Below are 17,063 nucleotides of genomic sequence, written 5' to 3' on the forward strand. Positions count from 1 at the left end.
CTTTATATAAAATCAAAAAAGCCCGGGAGAGCACTCTTCATTAAAAGAGCAGAAACTCCCGGGCTTTTATCCCAACGTGTCACAGCAGGAACCTGCTGTGTGTTTTCTCTCGGTCCAGACCAATTCAGCATTGCGGAACCCTAGAAAACCACTGTTTTTTATGTTCAGTTTTTGTATATCTTTCAAGATTATACGGGAAATCACGAACATGTTCAACCACTCTTTTTTCAATAAACGTATAAAAAATATGAACGATCTGCCGATACTAAAAAAGGCACTAAAATACATGACTAAAAAATCATTAAAATACTTTTTTTCTCAAAATATTATTGACTATAGGTTATTTTACAGGCATTATAGTATGTAGTTTTCAAGAAATAGTTTACATAGGAGGAAATATTATGGCAGGTAACCTGGTGTCTTGTAAGGCATGCGGCAAAGAAATCGCTAAAGGCGTTAAAAAATGCCCAAACTGCGGTAAAGATCAGAGAAACTTTTTTATGAGACATAAAATTATCACATTGCTTCTGGCAGTAGTGGTTATTATCATTCTCGTAAACATCGGCGGCGGAGGCGGATCTTCATCATCTAAAACCGCGTCTTCAAAAGCTGCGGAATCCAAGGAAAAACTGTATAACATCGGTGACACTGTTAAGACTGAGAAAACTGAAGTTACTGTTACGAAAGTCGAAAAAAGAGATTCAGTAGGCTCTCAATTTGTCGAGAAAAAAGCGTCTGACGGCGGCGTTATCGTAGCTGTTCAATACACAGTTAAAAATGTTTCAAACAAGCCGTTAAGCTCTTTCTCCATTCCAAGAGCGAAATTAGTAGATTCTAAAGGAACATCCTATGATTCAGATATTGATGCTTCTTCAAGCTATGCAACAGAAACAAAAGTAGACAACAGTAAAATTTTAAGTGACTTGAACCCGAACATTAAAGTTACTGACGTAAAAGCTTTTGAAGTTGATAAAAACGCATACTCTAAAGGCACTTGGAAATTAAAGTTCAGCAACGATGTTGAAGTGAAAATTAAATAATGACCGTAATAAAAGAGACCTTCACCATTTGAAGGTCTCTTTCTTTTTACACCTTTTGGTACCCGTTCACATTGGAGGACTGCCACTTCCAAGAGTCGGCGCACATTTCTTCAAGCCCGCGCTTTGCTTCCCAGCCTAATTCAGCCTTTGCTTTTGCCGGGTCTGCGAAGCATGCGGCGATGTCTCCCGGGCGCCGGGCGGCAAAACGGTACGGCACTTCTTTTCCCGATACTTTTTCAAACGCCTTGACCATCTCAAGAACGCTGTAGCCTCTTCCCGTGCCGAGATTATAGGCATCCGCGCCTGTTGTGTTCAGCACCTTCTCAAGCGCTCTGACGTGGCCCTCGGCAAGGTCAACGACATGGATGTAATCCCGCACGCCGGTGCCGTCCTTTGTCGGATAATCATTGCCGAACACCTGCAATTGCTCAAGCTTGCCGACAGCGACTTGTGCGACGTACGGCATTAAATTATTCGGGATGCCGTTCGGGTCTTCTCCGATCCGCCCGCTCGGGTGCGCGCCGAACGGATTAAAGTAGCGGAGCAGCGCAATGCTCCATTCAGAATCCGCTTTATGCAGATCGCGTAAAATCTGTTCCAGCATCAGCTTTGTCTGCCCGTAAGGATTGGTCGCGCTTAATGGAAAATCCTCAGTGATCGGCGTTGTTTCCGGAACGCCGTAAACCGTCGCTGAAGAACTGAAGACGATTTTTTTCACACCGTGTGCCTGCATGGCTTCACATAAAATAAACGTCCCCGTCAGATTATTATGATAATAACGGAGCGGAACAGCCACAGACTCACCGACGGCTTTTAATCCCGCAAAATGAATGACGGCTTCAATCTCATTTTCAGCAAACACCCGGTGAACGGCGTCACGGTCAAGGAGATCCGCTTCATAAAATACAAGCCCTTTTCCGGTAATGTCTTTCACACGCTCCAATGCTTCCGGTGAACTATTTGACAGATTATCCAAAACCACGATGTCATAGCCGCCGTTTAACAGCTCGACACATGTGTGGCTTCCGATATAACCCGCTCCGCCTGTCACTAAAATCGCCATGAAGAAAGCCTCCCCTATTGAATGAATTGACCATATTATATCGGTTTTTTCTTCCTCAATCATCCATTTCCAAAAAGTTTAATCGTTTAGTCATCGTTTCTTCATAATTTGTTTTCATTCGCGTAAAACACAGAGCCTTCGATTCAAACCGGTTGCGAAATAGAAATCCCTCCCCCGCGCATGGTAAGATAAGACAAAGGAGATGACGGTATGAAAAATGAAATCATTGAACGCTTTACCTCTTATGTAAAAGTCGATACACAGTCTGACGAAAACAATGAAAACTGCCCTTCAACCCCCGGCCAGCTGACATTGGCCAACATGCTGGCAGATGAATTAAAGTCGATCGGCATGACAGACATCACAGTCGATGACAATGGGTACGTCATGGCGACTCTGCCGGCAAATACGGATAAAGACGTGCCGACTGTCGGTTTTCTGGCTCACGTGGACACCGCGACCGATTTTACCGGGAAAAATGTGAATCCTCAGATTATTGAGAGCTACGACGGACATGATATCGTTCTGAATGACAAACTCAATGTCGTCCTGTCGCCTGAGCAATTCCCGGAGCTCTCCCGCTATAAAGGCCAGACGCTGATCACAACAGACGGCACGACGCTGCTCGGAGCCGACAACAAAGCGGGCATTGCCGAAATCATGACGGCAATGGCGTACTTGATCAAACATCCGAACATCAAACACGGAACGATCCGGGTCGCGTTTACGCCCGATGAAGAAATCGGCAGAGGCCCTCACAAATTCGATGTCGGCCGCTTCAACGCCGCATTCGCCTACACGATAGACGGAGGCCCCCTCGGCGAACTGCAATATGAAAGCTTTAACGCAGCCGCCGCAAAGCTTACTTGTTACGGAAAAAGCGTCCACCCGGGAACGGCGAAAAACAAAATGGTCAACGCTTCAAAAATCGCGATGGAATTTCATCACGCGCTGCCGAAAGAAGAAGCGCCGGAATATACGGAAGGGTATGAAGGCTTCTATCATTTACTTTCCATGAACGGAGACGTTTCTGAAGCCGCCCTGTCGTACATCATCAGAGACTTTGACAGAGACCGCTTTGCAGAACGAAAAGAATATATGCAGAAAACCGCCGATGCGCTGGCGGCCAAATACGGCAAGGAAAGCATCAAGCTTGAACTGCGTGATCAATATTACAACATGAGAGAAAAAATCGAACCGGTCAAAGAGATAGTCGATGTCGCCTATCAAGCCATGAAAAACCTCGATATCGAACCGATTATCGAACCGATCCGGGGCGGAACCGACGGATCACAGCTCTCTTACATGGGGCTGCCGACACCGAACATTTTCACGGGCGGCCAAAACTTCCACGGAAAATATGAATACATTTCCGTCGATCATATGGAAAAGGCGGTAAACGTCATTGTTGAAATCGCCAGGCTCTTTGAAGAGCGCGCTTAAAACCAAAGCCCCCTGCTTTGGTTTTTTTCTTTCACATGAAACCTTTCCTTCTTTCTTTCCGTATATAAGGTATGAATTGGAAAGAAGGAGTGAAGACTATGGCAAGAGGGACTGTAGCGAAAGAATTGAAAAAAACCTTAAAAGACCCGCGTATTCTGGAGACGAAATCAAACCCTTTTAAAAAACTGCGGAAAATGTTCAAACGATTTTTTTAAGATAACATCTCGTTTTCTTTAAAAAAATAAAGAAAGCGCTGTCATCCCGCAGTCATCTGTTAGAAGCAGTTATTTTGCATATGATAAGGTTTTTTAGGGTACTGAATAACACAAGGCAAACGAAAACACTGAAGTAGTTAATTAGACACTTACAAAAAATAGTGAAAAAGTTATATAAACGATCATCATTCATCAGCCGATACAATCTATAGAACCACAACAAGAGCAAAATCTCTTCAACCCATAGTCATTTTTACGGAAAATGACGTTATTTTTTAAAAAAGTGACAATTGTTTGAATACTTTTCGTTTGTTTTTTCGTACAATAATAATACCAAAACTTTTTTTGGGAGGTATGTAAAATGATGCTACTTATTTTTGCTGCTTTGACAGGGTATCTTGTTTTCTCTTTCAGTAAGGACAACCGCCGGAAAACGCCAAAGACAAGCCCGCTGGTGACAGCTGCCGACACGAATAACATCATTGATTTAAATGCGATCCGTCAAAAACGCCGGATGCCGCTATCATAAAAACGACAGCTGCCGCAAAATCGGCAGCCTTTTTTTTATGTACCCGCCCGATATGAAACCAACCGCCTCCTTTTTTCGTAAAACATAAAAAAGGAGTTTTTTTATGTACCATTTTTACATCAAAGAGCAAATGTTTACGTTTAAGAATCGTTTTCAAGTGTTTCTTGAAAGCGGAAAAGAAGTCTACAATGTTGAAGGAAAGCTGTTTTCATTCGGTGATGAACTGAAACTGACTGATTTGGACGGCCGCACGCTCGCCAGCGTCAACCAGAAACTGATGTCGCTCGTTCCCCGTTACGAGATTTCCGTCAGCGGCAAACCCGTCTGCCAAGTCATCAAGAAAGTCACGTTTTTCAAACCGAAATTTGAAATTTCCGGACTCGGCTGGGATCTTACCGGCGATGTGTGGGGCCGGAATTTTCAAGTGACAGACGGAAAATCAAACCGGATGACCGTTACCAAATCATGGATGATCTGGGGCGATTCCTATCATTTGCAGATTGAAAAGGAAGAGGATATCGTTCTTTGTCTCGCGATCGCCATTGTGATAGATATGATTCTATTTGAGGGTGATAAATAAAAATATTTATCGAAATATATTGACAATATAAGATAATATACTAAGATTAAGAGTATTACAGTTTATTCTGAAAAATAGCATATTTCCTTATCAAGAGAGGTGGAGGGACTGGCCCTATGATACCCGGCAACCGCTGTTCAGCAGAATGGTGCTAAATCCTGAAGATAAGGTTGAGATTTGCGGACGCAAGCTCTTCCCTATCCGAGGGAAGAGTTTTTTTATATTTCATCAGGAAAGAAGGAATCGTTCATGTCACAGCAAAACACAGAACAACCATTGCATACGCTTCTAAGAAAAAACCCGCCGTTTCGCGCGGATCAGGTCGGAAGTCTGCTGCGGCCGGCGGCTGTGAAGCAAGCCCGCCTGCAAAGAGCGGCGGGTGAGATTTCGGCAGAACAGCTGCGCGAAATCGAAAACAGAGAAATCATCCGCAGTGTGAAAAAGCAGAAAGAAACCGGCCTCAATGTCGTGACTGACGGCGAATTCCGCCGGGCCTGGTGGCATTTTGATTTTCTCGAAAATTTAGACGGCGTCGAAGCGTTTACGCCTAAAAGCGGCATTCAGTTTCACAACGTACAAACGAAAGCGCGCGGCATTAAAGTAACGGGAGATATTGATTTTTCTCAGCATCCGATGCTCGAAGATTATAAATTCCTGCACAGCATTGCCGGCGATGCTGTTCCGAAAATGACCATCCCAAGTCCGAATATGCTGTTTTTCCGCGGAAAATTGGAAAAAGCGTCCTACCAGAATGATTACAAACAATTTCAGCACGATGTGTCAAAAGCGTATAAAAAAGCGATTCAAGCTTTCTATGACGCCGGGTGCCGCTACCTTCAGCTCGATGACACCGCATGGGCCGTTTTCTTATCAGAAGCGGGGCTTCGTCAGATTGAAGCTTTCGGCACGACGCCGGATGAGCTGCGCAAGCTGTTTGCCGCTTCCATTAATGACGCCATCAAGGATCGCCCTGACGATCTGAAGGTTACGATGCATATCTGCCGCGGCAACTTCCAATCCACATGGACGGCTGAAGGCGGCTATGATGCAGCGGCTGAAACGATTTTTGACGGGCTTGATCTTGACGGATTGTTTCTGGAATATGATGATTCCCGCTCCGGCGGCTTTGAACCGCTCCGTTATGTCAAACGCTCTGATCTTCAGCTTGTGCTTGGCTTGATTACGTCAAAACATGGCGAACTTGAAGACAAGGACGCGATTAAACGAAGGATTGAAGAAGCTTCACAATATGTCAGCCTGGATCAGCTTTGCCTCAGCCCGCAATGCGGATTCGCCTCCACTGAGGAAGGAAACCTGATCACAGAAGAACAGCAATGGGCGAAACTGCGCCATGTCGTCAACATTGCCGGTGAAGTCTGGAAATAAAAAAAAAGACACGCGATTAGCGTGTCTTTTCCGTTTTACAGCGGATCGGTTCCGATTAAAATATCGATATCTATCGTGACAGCAGCCTCTTTCCGGCTGATAAACCGCTGGATGCTGGCATCAGTACATTTCCATGTTAAGGGCGTCATTTTCACAAGCCGCTCGAGGTCAGGCTGCGCTAAAGTCTTTGTGTAACACAGCCGTTTGCGCTCAAAGGTTTGAAAGCCCGCGCTGCATTCCTTGTAATTCCAAGGTGATAAAACAGACATTACGACATCAAAACGGCTGTCGGCAAACGGCGCATCCGCCACATCAGCGACGGCAAAAACCATATGATTCCCGAAGGCCTTTGCGGCATGCAGCACACCTTCTTTCGAGAGATCAATGCCGATTCCCGTCACGGAAAAAGCAGGGCTGAAGCCATTTGCATACGGCGGCTAAATGAGACCCTTCTCCGCACCCCGCATCCAATACCGCCGCTGATGTTTGCGGAGATTGAATATGGGTGATGATGGCGGCGATCTCCTTTTGAACCGGCCCAAAAAATTCCCGGCTGTCAAAAAGCTCGCGTCTCGCTTCGAACAGCTGTCTGTCATAGCGGGTTTTGACCGATTTATTGAGGAAATTCACATATCCTTGTTTTGATATATCAAATGTATGCCCCTGTCCGCAAATCAAGCTTCGGTATTGTGAGACCGCCATGGCCGACCGGCATAGCGGACACCTGAACACGGACTGGCATGATTGCAGTAATTCCGCGCGTTTTCTTTTTATAGACGTCAAAAAAACACCTCATTCATTCGTTATTCCGATGAAATGAAAAAGGCATAGACAAATAAACCTCGCCAAATTGGAAGGTTTAACCTATTCATCTATACCTCTCATTATCTGTAACGAATGAACTGGATGATCACGAAAATGACCCCTTTTCTGCCGTCTTTTGAAGGCTGTGCCCTCAGATCCATTTTATCAGCTGCATCCCGTCTTTACAATGAACCAGAACGGTTTTCAGGGGTTTTTTGTACCTTTATTATCCAATTACTTATGAACATCCTTTATTTTCTTTATTTATAATATAAATTTATTATTTTGAAAATATCTAAAAAGGTTGATTTTCAAAAATTGAAACGATAAAATACTGCTATCTCATGTAATATCGTTATTCTTGTATATGATCAGTAATATGGTCTGATTGTTTCTACCTAGTGCCGTAAAAGACTAGACTACAAGAAAGTTTGCATAAATTTGAACGAGTGAAAAGCATATGACGCTGTCTATTCTTTTCTTTTGGCTCTTATTTATCACACTTTCTGACTTTCAGGAATTTGTGACGAATAAGAGCTTTTTTTATTTCCATAATACCCTTATAGGAGTTGCTCACATGTACTTTTTATTGAACATTGTCGGTCTCATTGTTGTCATGGCTGTTGTTTTCTTATGCTCTCCCAACAAGAAGAAGATTAAATGGCGTCCGATTGTCATGCTCCTCGTCTTTGAGTTTCTGATTACTTGGTTTATGTTAGGGACAAAAGTCGGCGGCTTTGTCATCGGGAAGATCGGCGCGTTCTTTACATGGCTGATTTCCTGCGCCAGTCAAGGGATTGCGTTCGCTTTTCCGTCTGTCATGGCCAATCCGACGGTTGATTTTTTCTTCAGCGCATTGCTGCCGATTATCTTCGTCGTGACCTTCTTTGATATGCTGTCGTATTTCGGTATTCTGCCGTGGCTCATTGATAAAATCGGCTGGCTGATTTCTAAAATATCCCGTCTGCCGAAGCTGGAGAGCTTTTTCTCCATCCAGATGATGTTTTTAGGAAATACGGAAGCTTTAGCCGTCATCCGCCAGCAGCTTGCCGCCGTCAGCAACAATCGGCTTTTGACATTCGGGCTGATGAGCATGAGCAGCATCAGCGGCTCGATCATCGGATCATACTTGACGATGGTTCCGTCCACTTATGTGTTTACAGCCATCCCGCTGAATTGCTTAAACGCGCTTTTAATCGCCAATATGCTGAATCCCGTGGACGTTTCTAAAGAGGATGATATTATTTACGTTCCTTCAAAAGCGGAGAAAAAAGACTTCTTCTCCACGATTTCTAACAGTATGCTTGTCGGCATGAACATGGTCATTGTCATTTTAGCGATGGTAATCGGCTATGTGGCGTTAACGGCCGCGTTAAACGGCGTACTCGGGCTGTTCATGCACGGGTTGACCATTCAAAAGATTTTCTCATACATCTTCAGTCCGTTTGCCTTCCTCCTCGGATTAGGCGTACATGACGCGATGTATGTCGCACAGCTGATGGGCATCAAGCTCGCGACGAATGAATTTGTGGCAATGGCCGATCTGAAAGGGCAGCTGAATTCACTTCCGCCGCACACGATTGCCGTGGCTACGACATTCCTGACATCATTCGCAAACTTCAGCACCATCGGTATGATCTACGGATCTTATCAATCTCTGCTTGATGGTGAAAAATCAGCCATCATCGGAAAAAACGTCTGGAAGCTGCTTGTCAGCGGAATTGCCGTTTCCTTATTGAGCGCGGCGATTGTCGGATTGTTTGTCTGGTAAAAGAAAAAAAGCGATACCGCTCCATTTTGGAGTGATATCGCTTTTTTTTATTGATAGACGGATGCAGGTACGAAAACGTCCCGGATTCCTGCCGCGTAAGGTCCGAGATCATATTGTCCGAACACAACGGCAATGCCGTTTTTCGTAAAGAAGAAAGGTCTTTCGCTATTCAGGATGATCTCTTGTTTTTTGACGTCCTGGTCAAACAGATCGTCATGTTTCTTGATGTAGCCGTAAAGATAGTCTCTCGTTTTGTTAGCTTTCGTTTTTGTATTCAGCACATTATCGAGTGTGACCCGTTTTTTCGCGGCCAGGTCGTAATTAAAGGTCTGAACGGATGTCAGCCCGTGTGCGCCGCCTGTGTAACTGTAGTCTTCCGTCTGAATGCTGAGTTTGCCGTCTTGATTATACTTCACCTTGAAATTTGTTTGGTATTCCGCTTTGTAGCCTTGTTTTTCACCGTCTTTTTTGTTTTTCACATATTCTTTGTACGATTGTTCAATATAGCGCTTGAAGTCCTGATTGACTTTCTTTTCAAAAGATGCGTTTCCCGTATTTGTGACCTCGGGGTATGTCAGCTGCTTTACATGCTTATACGTATGGCTTTTGACAACGGGCTTTGCGGTTTGCGCGGCCTCGGCTGAAGGCGCGAAACCTCCGAACGGCGCGGCTGTCAGCACGGTTAAGAGCACGGCTGCCATCATTTTGAATGCCTTTTTCATCACAACTCCTCCTTTTCATTACCGTTCCCTTTTTGAAAACGGGTTACACTCTATAGACAGCGCGGATCAGCAAATTGTTTCTGGGCCTTCTTTCACATTTTCTCCATGAAAAAAAGAGACATGGAAAATCCACGCCTCTTTTACCGTGAAGGTCTTTGCGCAATGGCTTCATAAACGGCTTCCGCCAAATCGGAGTTGCCGAACATCTCCAAAACGCCGATGACGGTTTGATCAGGAATCGGTTCTGATTCCTCCTTCGGCACGACAAGCTCTTCAGCCGTTTTTTGCAGCTCTTCGTTTAAAGGCTGTCCGGGATAAGCCTTGCTGTAAATGGCCATCGGATCAAGGTCATGATTGACGCACCATTGGGCAAACACCAAAATCATCATGTTTTCGTCACGCCGGTAATATTCTTCAAGTTGTTTTTCGGTAAACGGCTTCACTATCATTCGCTCCTCCAGAAAATCTACCCCTAAGATACACAAACACAGAGCGGAAGTAAACCAAAGATTATTTCACCATCAGTCAGAACCCTTTAAATAATGCAATGCCCTGACTCTCTAAAACTGTTGTCTGAATGTCCCGGACGGATTTGCACGGAAGCCATTTTCGTTTTCTCCCAATATTAATGCTTCGTTCAGATATTTCACTTTCACAAGAAAAAAGCGCCCCTCTCATAAAAGGCGCTTTTTCATTCTTATATGTTTCTGTCCCAATGCCGATGCTCAGCCACGGCCTTCAGAAATTGTTCATGGTTCCCGTCCGGAACAAGGCCGGGGCCGCTTTCGGTTCCGGCGGCGAGGGCGAGAAGTTCTTTTCCTTCACCGGAGGCGCCGATCGCTTTGTAATGGCTGAAAGCTTCGCTGACGAAGTCTTTAGCCGATTTTTGGGCTTTGAGGCTGTCTGTGCTTTGTTTTCCGCCCGGAATGAAAACAGCGTCGTACAGGACGGAATCCGCTGTCAGGAAAGTGGCTGACGCTTTCAGCTCCGTACCGTTTTCTCCCTTGACAGTTCCCAGCGCGGGGCTGATGATATCGGCTCTGACTCCCGCCTGTTTGCATGCGTCAAGCACTTGTTTGACTTTCTCATCAGAAAACCCGTGGTCGGTTAAAACCGCGACCTGCCTTGTCGCTGCCGTCTTCACCGTGTTTTCCTGGCTTAAGGCCGGGGAAGTGAACGTTTCATCAGATTCACGGTCCTTCGGCGGCGGGTTCACGCCGATTCCTTTCGCAACACGCTCGGCAAGCCCGGCGTCGACGTGACTGAAGACATCCACCACCTGCTGCTGCACGTCCTTGCTGTTCACTTTTCCGACTTCAAAACAGAACGCGGAGATGATATGTTCTTTCTCGGCGGGAGACATGCTGTTCCAGAACATCTTGGCCTGAGAAAAATAGTCATTGAAGCTCTCACTGCGCTGGCGGATTTTTCTGCCTTCTACTTTTTCCTGGTAATGAACGTATCCGCCTTCTTCTTCTGAGGCCGGCGACGGATCATTGTTCTGCAGGGAATTTTTATGATAGGCGACGGGGCCCTTATTAATCGTCATCCGGTGGTAGCCGTCGTATTGGTTGTTATGGAACGGGCAGACCGGCCGGTTGATCGGAATCTCGTGAAAATTCGGCCCGCCAAGACGGATGAGCTGTGTATCCGTATAAGAGAAAAGCCGGCCTTGAAGAAGCGGATCATTGGTGAAATCAATGCCCGGCACGACATTTCCCGGGTGAAAGGCGACCTGTTCCGTTTCCGCAAAGACATTGTCCTGATTGCGGTCAAGGGTCATTTTTCCGATCAGCTTGACGGGAACCAACTCCTCCGGCCACAGCTTCGTCGGATCAAGGATATCGAAATCAAATTTAAATTCATTTTCTTCGTCAATCATCTGAACACCGAGCTCATACTCGACTTTGCCGCCGTTTTCAATCGTTTCCCACAGGTCGCGGCGGTTGAAATCGGGATCTTTCCCGGCAATTTTCTGCGCTTCATCCCATACGAGGGAATGAACGCCGAGCACGGGTTTCCAGTGGAATTTTACAAAGCGCGCTTTTCCTTTCTCGTTGACGAAACGGAACGTATGCACGCCGAAGCCCTCCATCATCCGATAGCTCCGCGGGATGCCGCGGTCAGACATCGTCCACATGACCATGTGAGCCGACTCAGGGTTATTAGCGACAAAATCCCAGAACGTATCATGAGCCGTCGCAGCCTGCGGCATTTCATTGTGCGGTTCCGGTTTTATGGCGTGAACGAGATCCGGGAATTTGATCGCGTCCTGAATGAAGAACACCGGAATATTGTTTCCGACGAGGTCATAGTTCCCTTCTTCAGTATAAAACTTCGTCGCAAATCCCCTGGCGTCACGGACGGTGTCGGCTGACCCCTTGGAGCCCGCCACTGTTGAGAAACGGACGAAAACAGGCGTTTTGACGGACGGGTCTTGCAAAAATTTCGCCCGTGTATATTCCGTCATCGGTTCGTACACCTGAAAATGCCCATGAACGCCGTACCCGCGCGCATGAACGACCCGTTCCGGAATCCGCTCGTGGTCAAAGTGCGTCATTTTTTCACGAAAATGAAAATCCTCCATCAGCGTGGGGCCGCGGACGCCCGCTTTTAAAGAATGTTCATCCTCAGACACGCGAAGCGCCTGATTGGTCGTCATTTTTTTGCCGCTGTTATCAGACCGGTACTGCTCCAGCTGTTCGTCCTTTGAGTGTTCATTTACTCGTTTGTTTTGATCATCACTCATGTCAGTTCCCCCTTTTAAAACGAGACATTCTACAGCACATTTACCCGCGGCGTTCTTCATATAAACTGCTGATCCGCTCATTAGGATTTTAGGTCTGTATTTACATATGCGGTCATACACATTTTGAAATAAGCCATTTTCACAGAAATAAATTGTGAAAGCGCTTACCAAAATAGCTGTTGAACAGGGGAGGTCATATCGTGCTTGCCATACTCGGTTTTGTGATGATGATTGTCTTTATGTATCTTATTATGTCTAATCGGCTTTCCGCTCTTATTGCTTTGATTGTCGTTCCTGTTGTGTTTGCCCTGATCAGCGGATTTGGCAAAGATCTCGGCGAGATGATGATTCAAGGCGTTACAGACCTCGCTCCTACCGGGATCATGCTGTTATTCGCCATCCTGTATTTCGGCATTATGATTGACTCAGGTCTGTTTGATCCCCTCATTGCCAAAATTCTATCGCTTGTCAAAGGGGATCCGTTAAAAATCGCCATCGGCACAGCGGTTCTGACAATGACCATTTCGCTGGACGGAGATGGGACAACAACGTATATGATTACGATTGCGGCAATGCTGCCCCTTTACAAACGGCTCGGCATGAACCGTTTGGTGCTGGCGGGGATCGCGATGCTCGGTTCGGGCGTCATGAATATTATTCCGTGGGGCGGGCCGACGGCGAGGGTTTTGGCTTCCTTGAAATTGGACACGTCGGAAGTCTTTACGCCGCTGATTCCCGCTATGATTGCCGGCGTTCTCTGGGTGATCGCCGTTGCTTATCTCCTCGGAAAAAAAGAACGGAAGCGGCTCGGTGTCATTTCAATTGAACACGCGCCGTCCTCTGATCCGGAGGCTGCGCCGCTGAAGCGTCCCGCTCTCCAATGGTTTAACCTGTTGCTGACTGTTGCTCTGATGGCCGCGCTGATCACCAGCCTGCTTCCCATCCCTGTTCTTTTTATGATCGCGTTCGCCATCGCCTTGATGATCAACTATCCAAATGTCAAAGAGCAGCAGAAACGGATTTCAGCGCATGCGGGTAATGCGTTAAACGTTGTCTCAATGGTGTTTGCGGCAGGCATATTCACAGGCATTCTCTCCGGCACAAAAATGGTGGATGCGATGGCGCATTCTCTCGTTTCCCTCATCCCTGATGCCATGGGCCCGCATCTGCCGTTGATCACTGCGATTGCCAGCATGCCTTTCACCTTTTTCATGTCAAATGACGCCTTTTACTTCGGTGTGCTTCCCATCATCGCCGAAGCCGCTTCCGCTTACGGAATAGACGCCGCTGAAATCGGAAGAGCCTCCTTGCTGGGCCAGCCGGTGCATCTGCTCAGCCCGCTTGTGCCATCCACCTATCTATTGGTCGGAATGGCGGGCGTCAGCTTTGGCGATCATCAAAAATTCACTATTAAATGGGCCGTGGGGACAACGATTGTGATGACGATTGCGGCGCTTTTGATTGGGATTATTTCGTTTTAATTAAAAAAGGATTTCCGCCAGCGGAAATCCTTTTCTGTACATTATTTTTTTGTATAGCGCACCCAGTCATAATGAGCGTATAGCGGATTTACACCATTGTAGGAACCGAGCCAGTCATCGACACCTATCCCATTCCACAAGTTCATCATGATCTTTCCCGGGTTTGTCGGGATTTGGCTTGTCGCAGTATGTTTTAATTGCCCATCGACATACCATTTAATAGAGTTTGGCTGCCAATCGAACGCATACGTATGATAGGCATTGGCCGCGTCAAATCCGAGATCCGCAACCTTCTCATGGTTTCCCGCGCCATTTGTATAATAGTTAAATTGAACCTTTGTCGTGTCTTTTCCTAAAAATTCGATATCAATCTCATCCCAAGGAGTGCCATCCGTTGGACCTGTATAAGTGAAGAACGATGAAACGATCCCTGTGTTTTTAGCCGGTTTCATTCTGACTTCATAAAGTCCGTAGCCATAGGTTTGAACGGAGCGGTTCTCCCCGCAGTCAAACTTGTTATAAGACGGGCTTGTCAGCGCCAAACGCATTTCACCTGATGACGTCATTGATACATTATTTGCACGCCACGTGCAGTTGAACATATCTCCATTGGAATAACCATTTGCTTTTTGCCATAATCCGGAGTTATAGCTGTTAAAAGGTTCAAAAAACGATCCTCCTGTTTGAGCTGATGCAGTAGAAGTGATCGCACACAAACTCAAAAACAATCCAGTGACAAGAAGCAGCAGCACTCGTTTCATACGATAAAACATGTCGGCATTCCCCTTTCTTTGAAAGCGATTTCTTTATTGATCATACATGATTCCGTTAAAAGGGGACATCGGTCAGAATAATGATAATAATGAATCTTAAAAAAACCTAAATTACCATCAGCACAAACAGAAATGATCAGCGCTCATTGTAATTTAGGTTTTGCCTGCTTATCAGTAACAATCCTAACAAGATCATATGTGAATGAAGAAAAAAATGCCAACGCTTTCATTATGCTTATTTGACTACCCTTTCTATGTGAATCGTTAAATACAGCAGCTCGTCACTGGTGAGCTTGTGCTTATACGCCCTCTCAATGCATGTTTGGATTTTCTTCGTGCATTCATACGCCCGATGGTACTTTTCTTTCACTGTCTCCAGCAAAAAATCGTCCTGGCTTTCCATATGTGTGCCGTTAAAAAGACGCTGCGCGAAAAACTTTAAGTGGGTGACAAACCGATAATAGTGAAGTGATTCCTCGTTGAAGTCAATCTTAAAATGGTATTTTACGATACTCAAAATCTCTTGCATGACTTTTGTAATGTTGATGATATTGGGCATCTCTTCATTCAGCTCGGCATTGACAATATGCAGCGCAATAAAGCCTGCTTCATCCTCCGGCAGAGACACGCCAGTCTTGTTTTTTACCATGGCCAACGCTTGTTTGCCGATTGCAAATTCGTCTTTGTACAGCCGTTTCGTTTCCCACAGTAAGGCATTTTTGATATCCAGCCCTTTCTTATTGCGCTGGATCGCAAAGTTAATATGGTCGGTCAGCGACACATAGATGCTGTCATTGAGCTTTTTGCCGAGCTGTAATTTCGCATAGCTGATAATCTCTTCGGATACTTCCATACATTCGATCGGGATATCATACAAAAGGGTTTTGAACTTTTCGGATACATCTTTGTTATCGAGCGTGAACACTTTCTCAATGCGGGCTTCATCTACCGGGTCTCCCGTTTTCTTTTGAAAAGCAATGCCCCGGCCCATGATAACCAATTCCTGATTGCCTTCTTTGAGCACACTGACAACATTATTATTAATGACTTTCGCAATCTTCAATTCTGTCTCCCTCCCGCCTGACCATTTACCTGCTACACCTTGATTTTACATCCTTTTTGAACTAGGTCAATATCTCCAGGTCAATCAGAAAACGCCGTTCAGAAATCATTGTCCAACGATGAGGCAGCGGCGCATATAATGCAGAGAACCGGTTTTTGGGAAGGAGCGTGTGTGATGAAACGGTTTTCGAAAGAAGAAAGCAGCTGGATGCTGTATGATTGGGCCAATTCAGCTTATTCGGTCATTATTATGACGGCGGTATTCCCCTTGTTTTTTAAAGCCGCGGCGGCGGAAAACGGTGTCAGCGCGGCGGATTCTACCGCTTATTTGGGCTATACGATTGCCGCCGCGACTTTTATTTTGGCGATGCTCGGCCCCGTCCTAGGAACGATTGCCGACTACAAAGGATGCAAGAAACGGTTTTTTGCCTTCTTTTTTCTGATCGGTGTGGCGGGCACCGCCGCGCTGGCTTTGATTCCCGGCGAATCTTGGATGCTGTTATTAATTTGTTATACGATTTCCACGATCGGCTTTGCCGGGTCTAATGTGTTTTATGATGCGTTTCTCGTTGATGTGGCCGCAAAGGAGCGGATGAATATGGTGTCCGCCAGGGGGTTTGGGCTGGGCTATATCGGCAGTACGATCCCTTTTCTCCTCAGCATTGCCGTGATTCTTTCAGCACAAGCGGAGGTGATTCCGCTGTCCGCCCAGGCTGCCGGCCGCATTGCCTTTTTGATTACGGCGGCATGGTGGGGGCTGTTTTCGATCCCGCTCCTTCTCCGCGTCCGCCAGCGCTATTATATCGAGAGGGAGCCGCGGCTTGTAATCAGCAGTTTTAAACGGCTGGCCGGCACGCTGAAGCAGATCAGGAAGCACCGGGCGCTGTTTTTGTTTCTGCTCGCCTATTTCTTCTATATCGACGGGGTCGGCACCATCATTACGATGTCCACGTCATACGGGGCTGACCTCGGCATCAGCGCGGCAAATCTGCTGATTGTTTTATTTGTCACTCAGGTCGTCGCCGCGCCTTTTTCGATTTTGTACGGACGGCTGGCCGAACAGTTTAAGGGAAAAACGATGCTTTATGCCGGAATCGGCGTGTATATGATTGTCTGCACGTATGCTTATTTTATGGATTCCGCTTTTGATTTCTGGGTTTTGGCTATGCTTGTCGCCACTTCCCAAGGAGGTATTCAGGCGCTGAGCCGCTCTTACTTTGCAAAGCTTGTCCCCAAACAGAACGCCAATGAGTTTTTCGGCTTTTATAATATCTTCGGCAAGTTCGCTTCGATTATCGGCCCGCTTTTGATTGCCGTGACCGCCCAGCTGACCGGAAATTCGTCAGCCGCCGTGTTCAGCCTGATCATTTTGTTTGTAATCGGGATTGGCATTCTTGCGTTCGTGCCTGAGGAGACGGCGTAAAAAAAGCCTGCGCGCGGCAGGC

16 protein-coding genes and 3 riboswitches are annotated in these 17,063 nt (G+C 46.2%); of the genes, 8 read left to right on the forward strand and 8 right to left on the reverse strand.

Annotated elements, in window-relative coordinates:
- Positions 1-53 precede the first annotated feature (53 nt).
- A riboswitch (guanidine-I (ykkC/yxkD leader) is annotated at positions 54-155 on the reverse strand.
- 345 nt (positions 156-500) lie between these two features.
- Entirely contained in the window at positions 501-1,040 is a 540-nt protein-coding gene (locus NSQ37_RS04095; protein ID WP_119834765.1) for a DUF4352 domain-containing protein, read from the forward strand.
- A 46-nt stretch (positions 1,041-1,086) separates the two neighbouring features.
- Here NSQ37_RS04095 and galE read toward each other — a convergent pair whose 3' ends face one another.
- Positions 1,087-2,103, reverse strand: coding sequence for a UDP-glucose 4-epimerase GalE (galE, locus tag NSQ37_RS04100; RefSeq protein ID WP_014419237.1), 1,017 nt, complete (start codon positions 2,101-2,103; stop codon positions 1,087-1,089).
- Between the two features lie 210 nt (positions 2,104-2,313).
- Between galE and pepT the strand changes: the two genes are divergently transcribed.
- From pepT to NSQ37_RS04120, 4 genes are all read left to right on the forward strand, one after another.
- Positions 2,314-3,546, forward strand: a complete 1,233-nt coding sequence (pepT, locus tag NSQ37_RS04105) for a peptidase T (RefSeq protein ID WP_341123261.1) — start codon at positions 2,314-2,316, stop codon at positions 3,544-3,546.
- 576 nt (positions 3,547-4,122) lie between these two features.
- Positions 4,123-4,290, forward strand: a complete 168-nt coding sequence (locus tag NSQ37_RS04110) for a hypothetical protein (protein ID WP_003150808.1) — start codon at positions 4,123-4,125, stop codon at positions 4,288-4,290.
- A 103-nt stretch (positions 4,291-4,393) separates the two neighbouring features.
- Entirely contained in the window at positions 4,394-4,870 is a 477-nt protein-coding gene (locus NSQ37_RS04115) for an LURP-one-related/scramblase family protein (RefSeq protein ID WP_341123262.1), read from the forward strand.
- Between the two features lie 84 nt (positions 4,871-4,954).
- Positions 4,955-5,041: riboswitch (SAM riboswitch) on the forward strand.
- A gap of 78 nt (positions 5,042-5,119) precedes the next feature.
- A complete protein-coding gene (locus NSQ37_RS04120; RefSeq protein WP_220007607.1) occupies positions 5,120-6,256 on the forward strand; it encodes a 5-methyltetrahydropteroyltriglutamate--homocysteine S-methyltransferase in 1,137 nt (378 codons plus the stop codon).
- Positions 6,257-6,291: 35 nt separating this feature from the next.
- Here NSQ37_RS04120 and NSQ37_RS21200 read toward each other — a convergent pair whose 3' ends face one another.
- On the reverse strand, positions 6,292-6,657 hold the full coding sequence (locus tag NSQ37_RS21200) for a methyltransferase domain-containing protein (protein ID WP_445661281.1): 366 nt from the start codon (positions 6,655-6,657) through the stop codon (positions 6,292-6,294).
- Positions 6,638-7,039: a putative RNA methyltransferase gene (locus NSQ37_RS21205; protein ID WP_445661282.1), complete on the reverse strand. Its 402-nt coding sequence runs from the start codon at positions 7,037-7,039 to the stop codon at positions 6,638-6,640. Before NSQ37_RS21205 ends, NSQ37_RS21200 begins: the two co-directional genes overlap by 20 nt.
- Before the next feature lie 362 nt (positions 7,040-7,401).
- A riboswitch (purine riboswitch) is annotated at positions 7,402-7,502 on the forward strand.
- A 135-nt stretch (positions 7,503-7,637) separates the two neighbouring features.
- Between NSQ37_RS21205 and NSQ37_RS04130 the strand changes: the two genes are divergently transcribed.
- Positions 7,638-8,831: a NupC/NupG family nucleoside CNT transporter gene (locus NSQ37_RS04130; RefSeq protein WP_007407776.1), complete on the forward strand. Its 1,194-nt coding sequence runs from the start codon at positions 7,638-7,640 to the stop codon at positions 8,829-8,831.
- A 47-nt stretch (positions 8,832-8,878) separates the two neighbouring features.
- Here NSQ37_RS04130 and NSQ37_RS04135 read toward each other — a convergent pair whose 3' ends face one another.
- The 3 genes from NSQ37_RS04135 to NSQ37_RS04145 form a co-directional block, all read right to left on the reverse strand.
- The gene (locus NSQ37_RS04135) at positions 8,879-9,553 is read right to left on the reverse strand and encodes a DUF3298 and DUF4163 domain-containing protein (protein WP_341123265.1); all 675 of its coding nucleotides are present in this window, start codon (positions 9,551-9,553) and stop codon (positions 8,879-8,881) included.
- 140 nt (positions 9,554-9,693) lie between these two features.
- Positions 9,694-10,002, reverse strand: a complete 309-nt coding sequence (locus tag NSQ37_RS04140; protein WP_038456400.1) for a hypothetical protein — start codon at positions 10,000-10,002, stop codon at positions 9,694-9,696.
- 248 nt (positions 10,003-10,250) lie between these two features.
- On the reverse strand, positions 10,251-12,302 hold the full coding sequence (locus NSQ37_RS04145; RefSeq protein ID WP_136396722.1) for a catalase: 2,052 nt from the start codon (positions 12,300-12,302) through the stop codon (positions 10,251-10,253).
- A gap of 200 nt (positions 12,303-12,502) precedes the next feature.
- Between NSQ37_RS04145 and citH the strand changes: the two genes are divergently transcribed.
- Positions 12,503-13,783 carry a citrate transporter CitH gene (gene citH / locus NSQ37_RS04150; RefSeq protein ID WP_025285499.1) on the forward strand — a complete coding sequence of 427 codons (1,281 nt, stop codon included), beginning with the start codon at positions 12,503-12,505 and terminating at the stop codon, positions 13,781-13,783.
- Between the two features lie 41 nt (positions 13,784-13,824).
- Here the strand turns inward: citH and bglS are convergent, their stop codons facing one another.
- Both bglS and licT read right to left on the reverse strand, forming a co-directional pair.
- Positions 13,825-14,556 (reverse strand): beta-glucanase, encoded by a 732-nt coding sequence (gene bglS, locus NSQ37_RS04155; protein WP_007407782.1) that lies wholly within the window; start codon positions 14,554-14,556, stop codon positions 13,825-13,827.
- A 235-nt stretch (positions 14,557-14,791) separates the two neighbouring features.
- Positions 14,792-15,619 (reverse strand): BglG family transcription antiterminator LicT, encoded by an 828-nt coding sequence (gene licT / locus NSQ37_RS04160; protein ID WP_025285501.1) that lies wholly within the window; start codon positions 15,617-15,619, stop codon positions 14,792-14,794.
- A 171-nt stretch (positions 15,620-15,790) separates the two neighbouring features.
- Here licT and NSQ37_RS04165 point away from each other — a divergent pair, with 171 nt between their 5' ends.
- Positions 15,791-17,041, forward strand: a complete 1,251-nt coding sequence (locus NSQ37_RS04165) for an MFS transporter (protein ID WP_341123267.1) — start codon at positions 15,791-15,793, stop codon at positions 17,039-17,041.
- Positions 17,042-17,063 lie beyond the last annotated feature (22 nt).

Source organism: Bacillus sp. FSL P4-0334 (assembly GCF_038004825.1).
Taxonomy (GTDB): Bacteria; Bacillota; Bacilli; order Bacillales; family Bacillaceae; genus Bacillus; species Bacillus velezensis.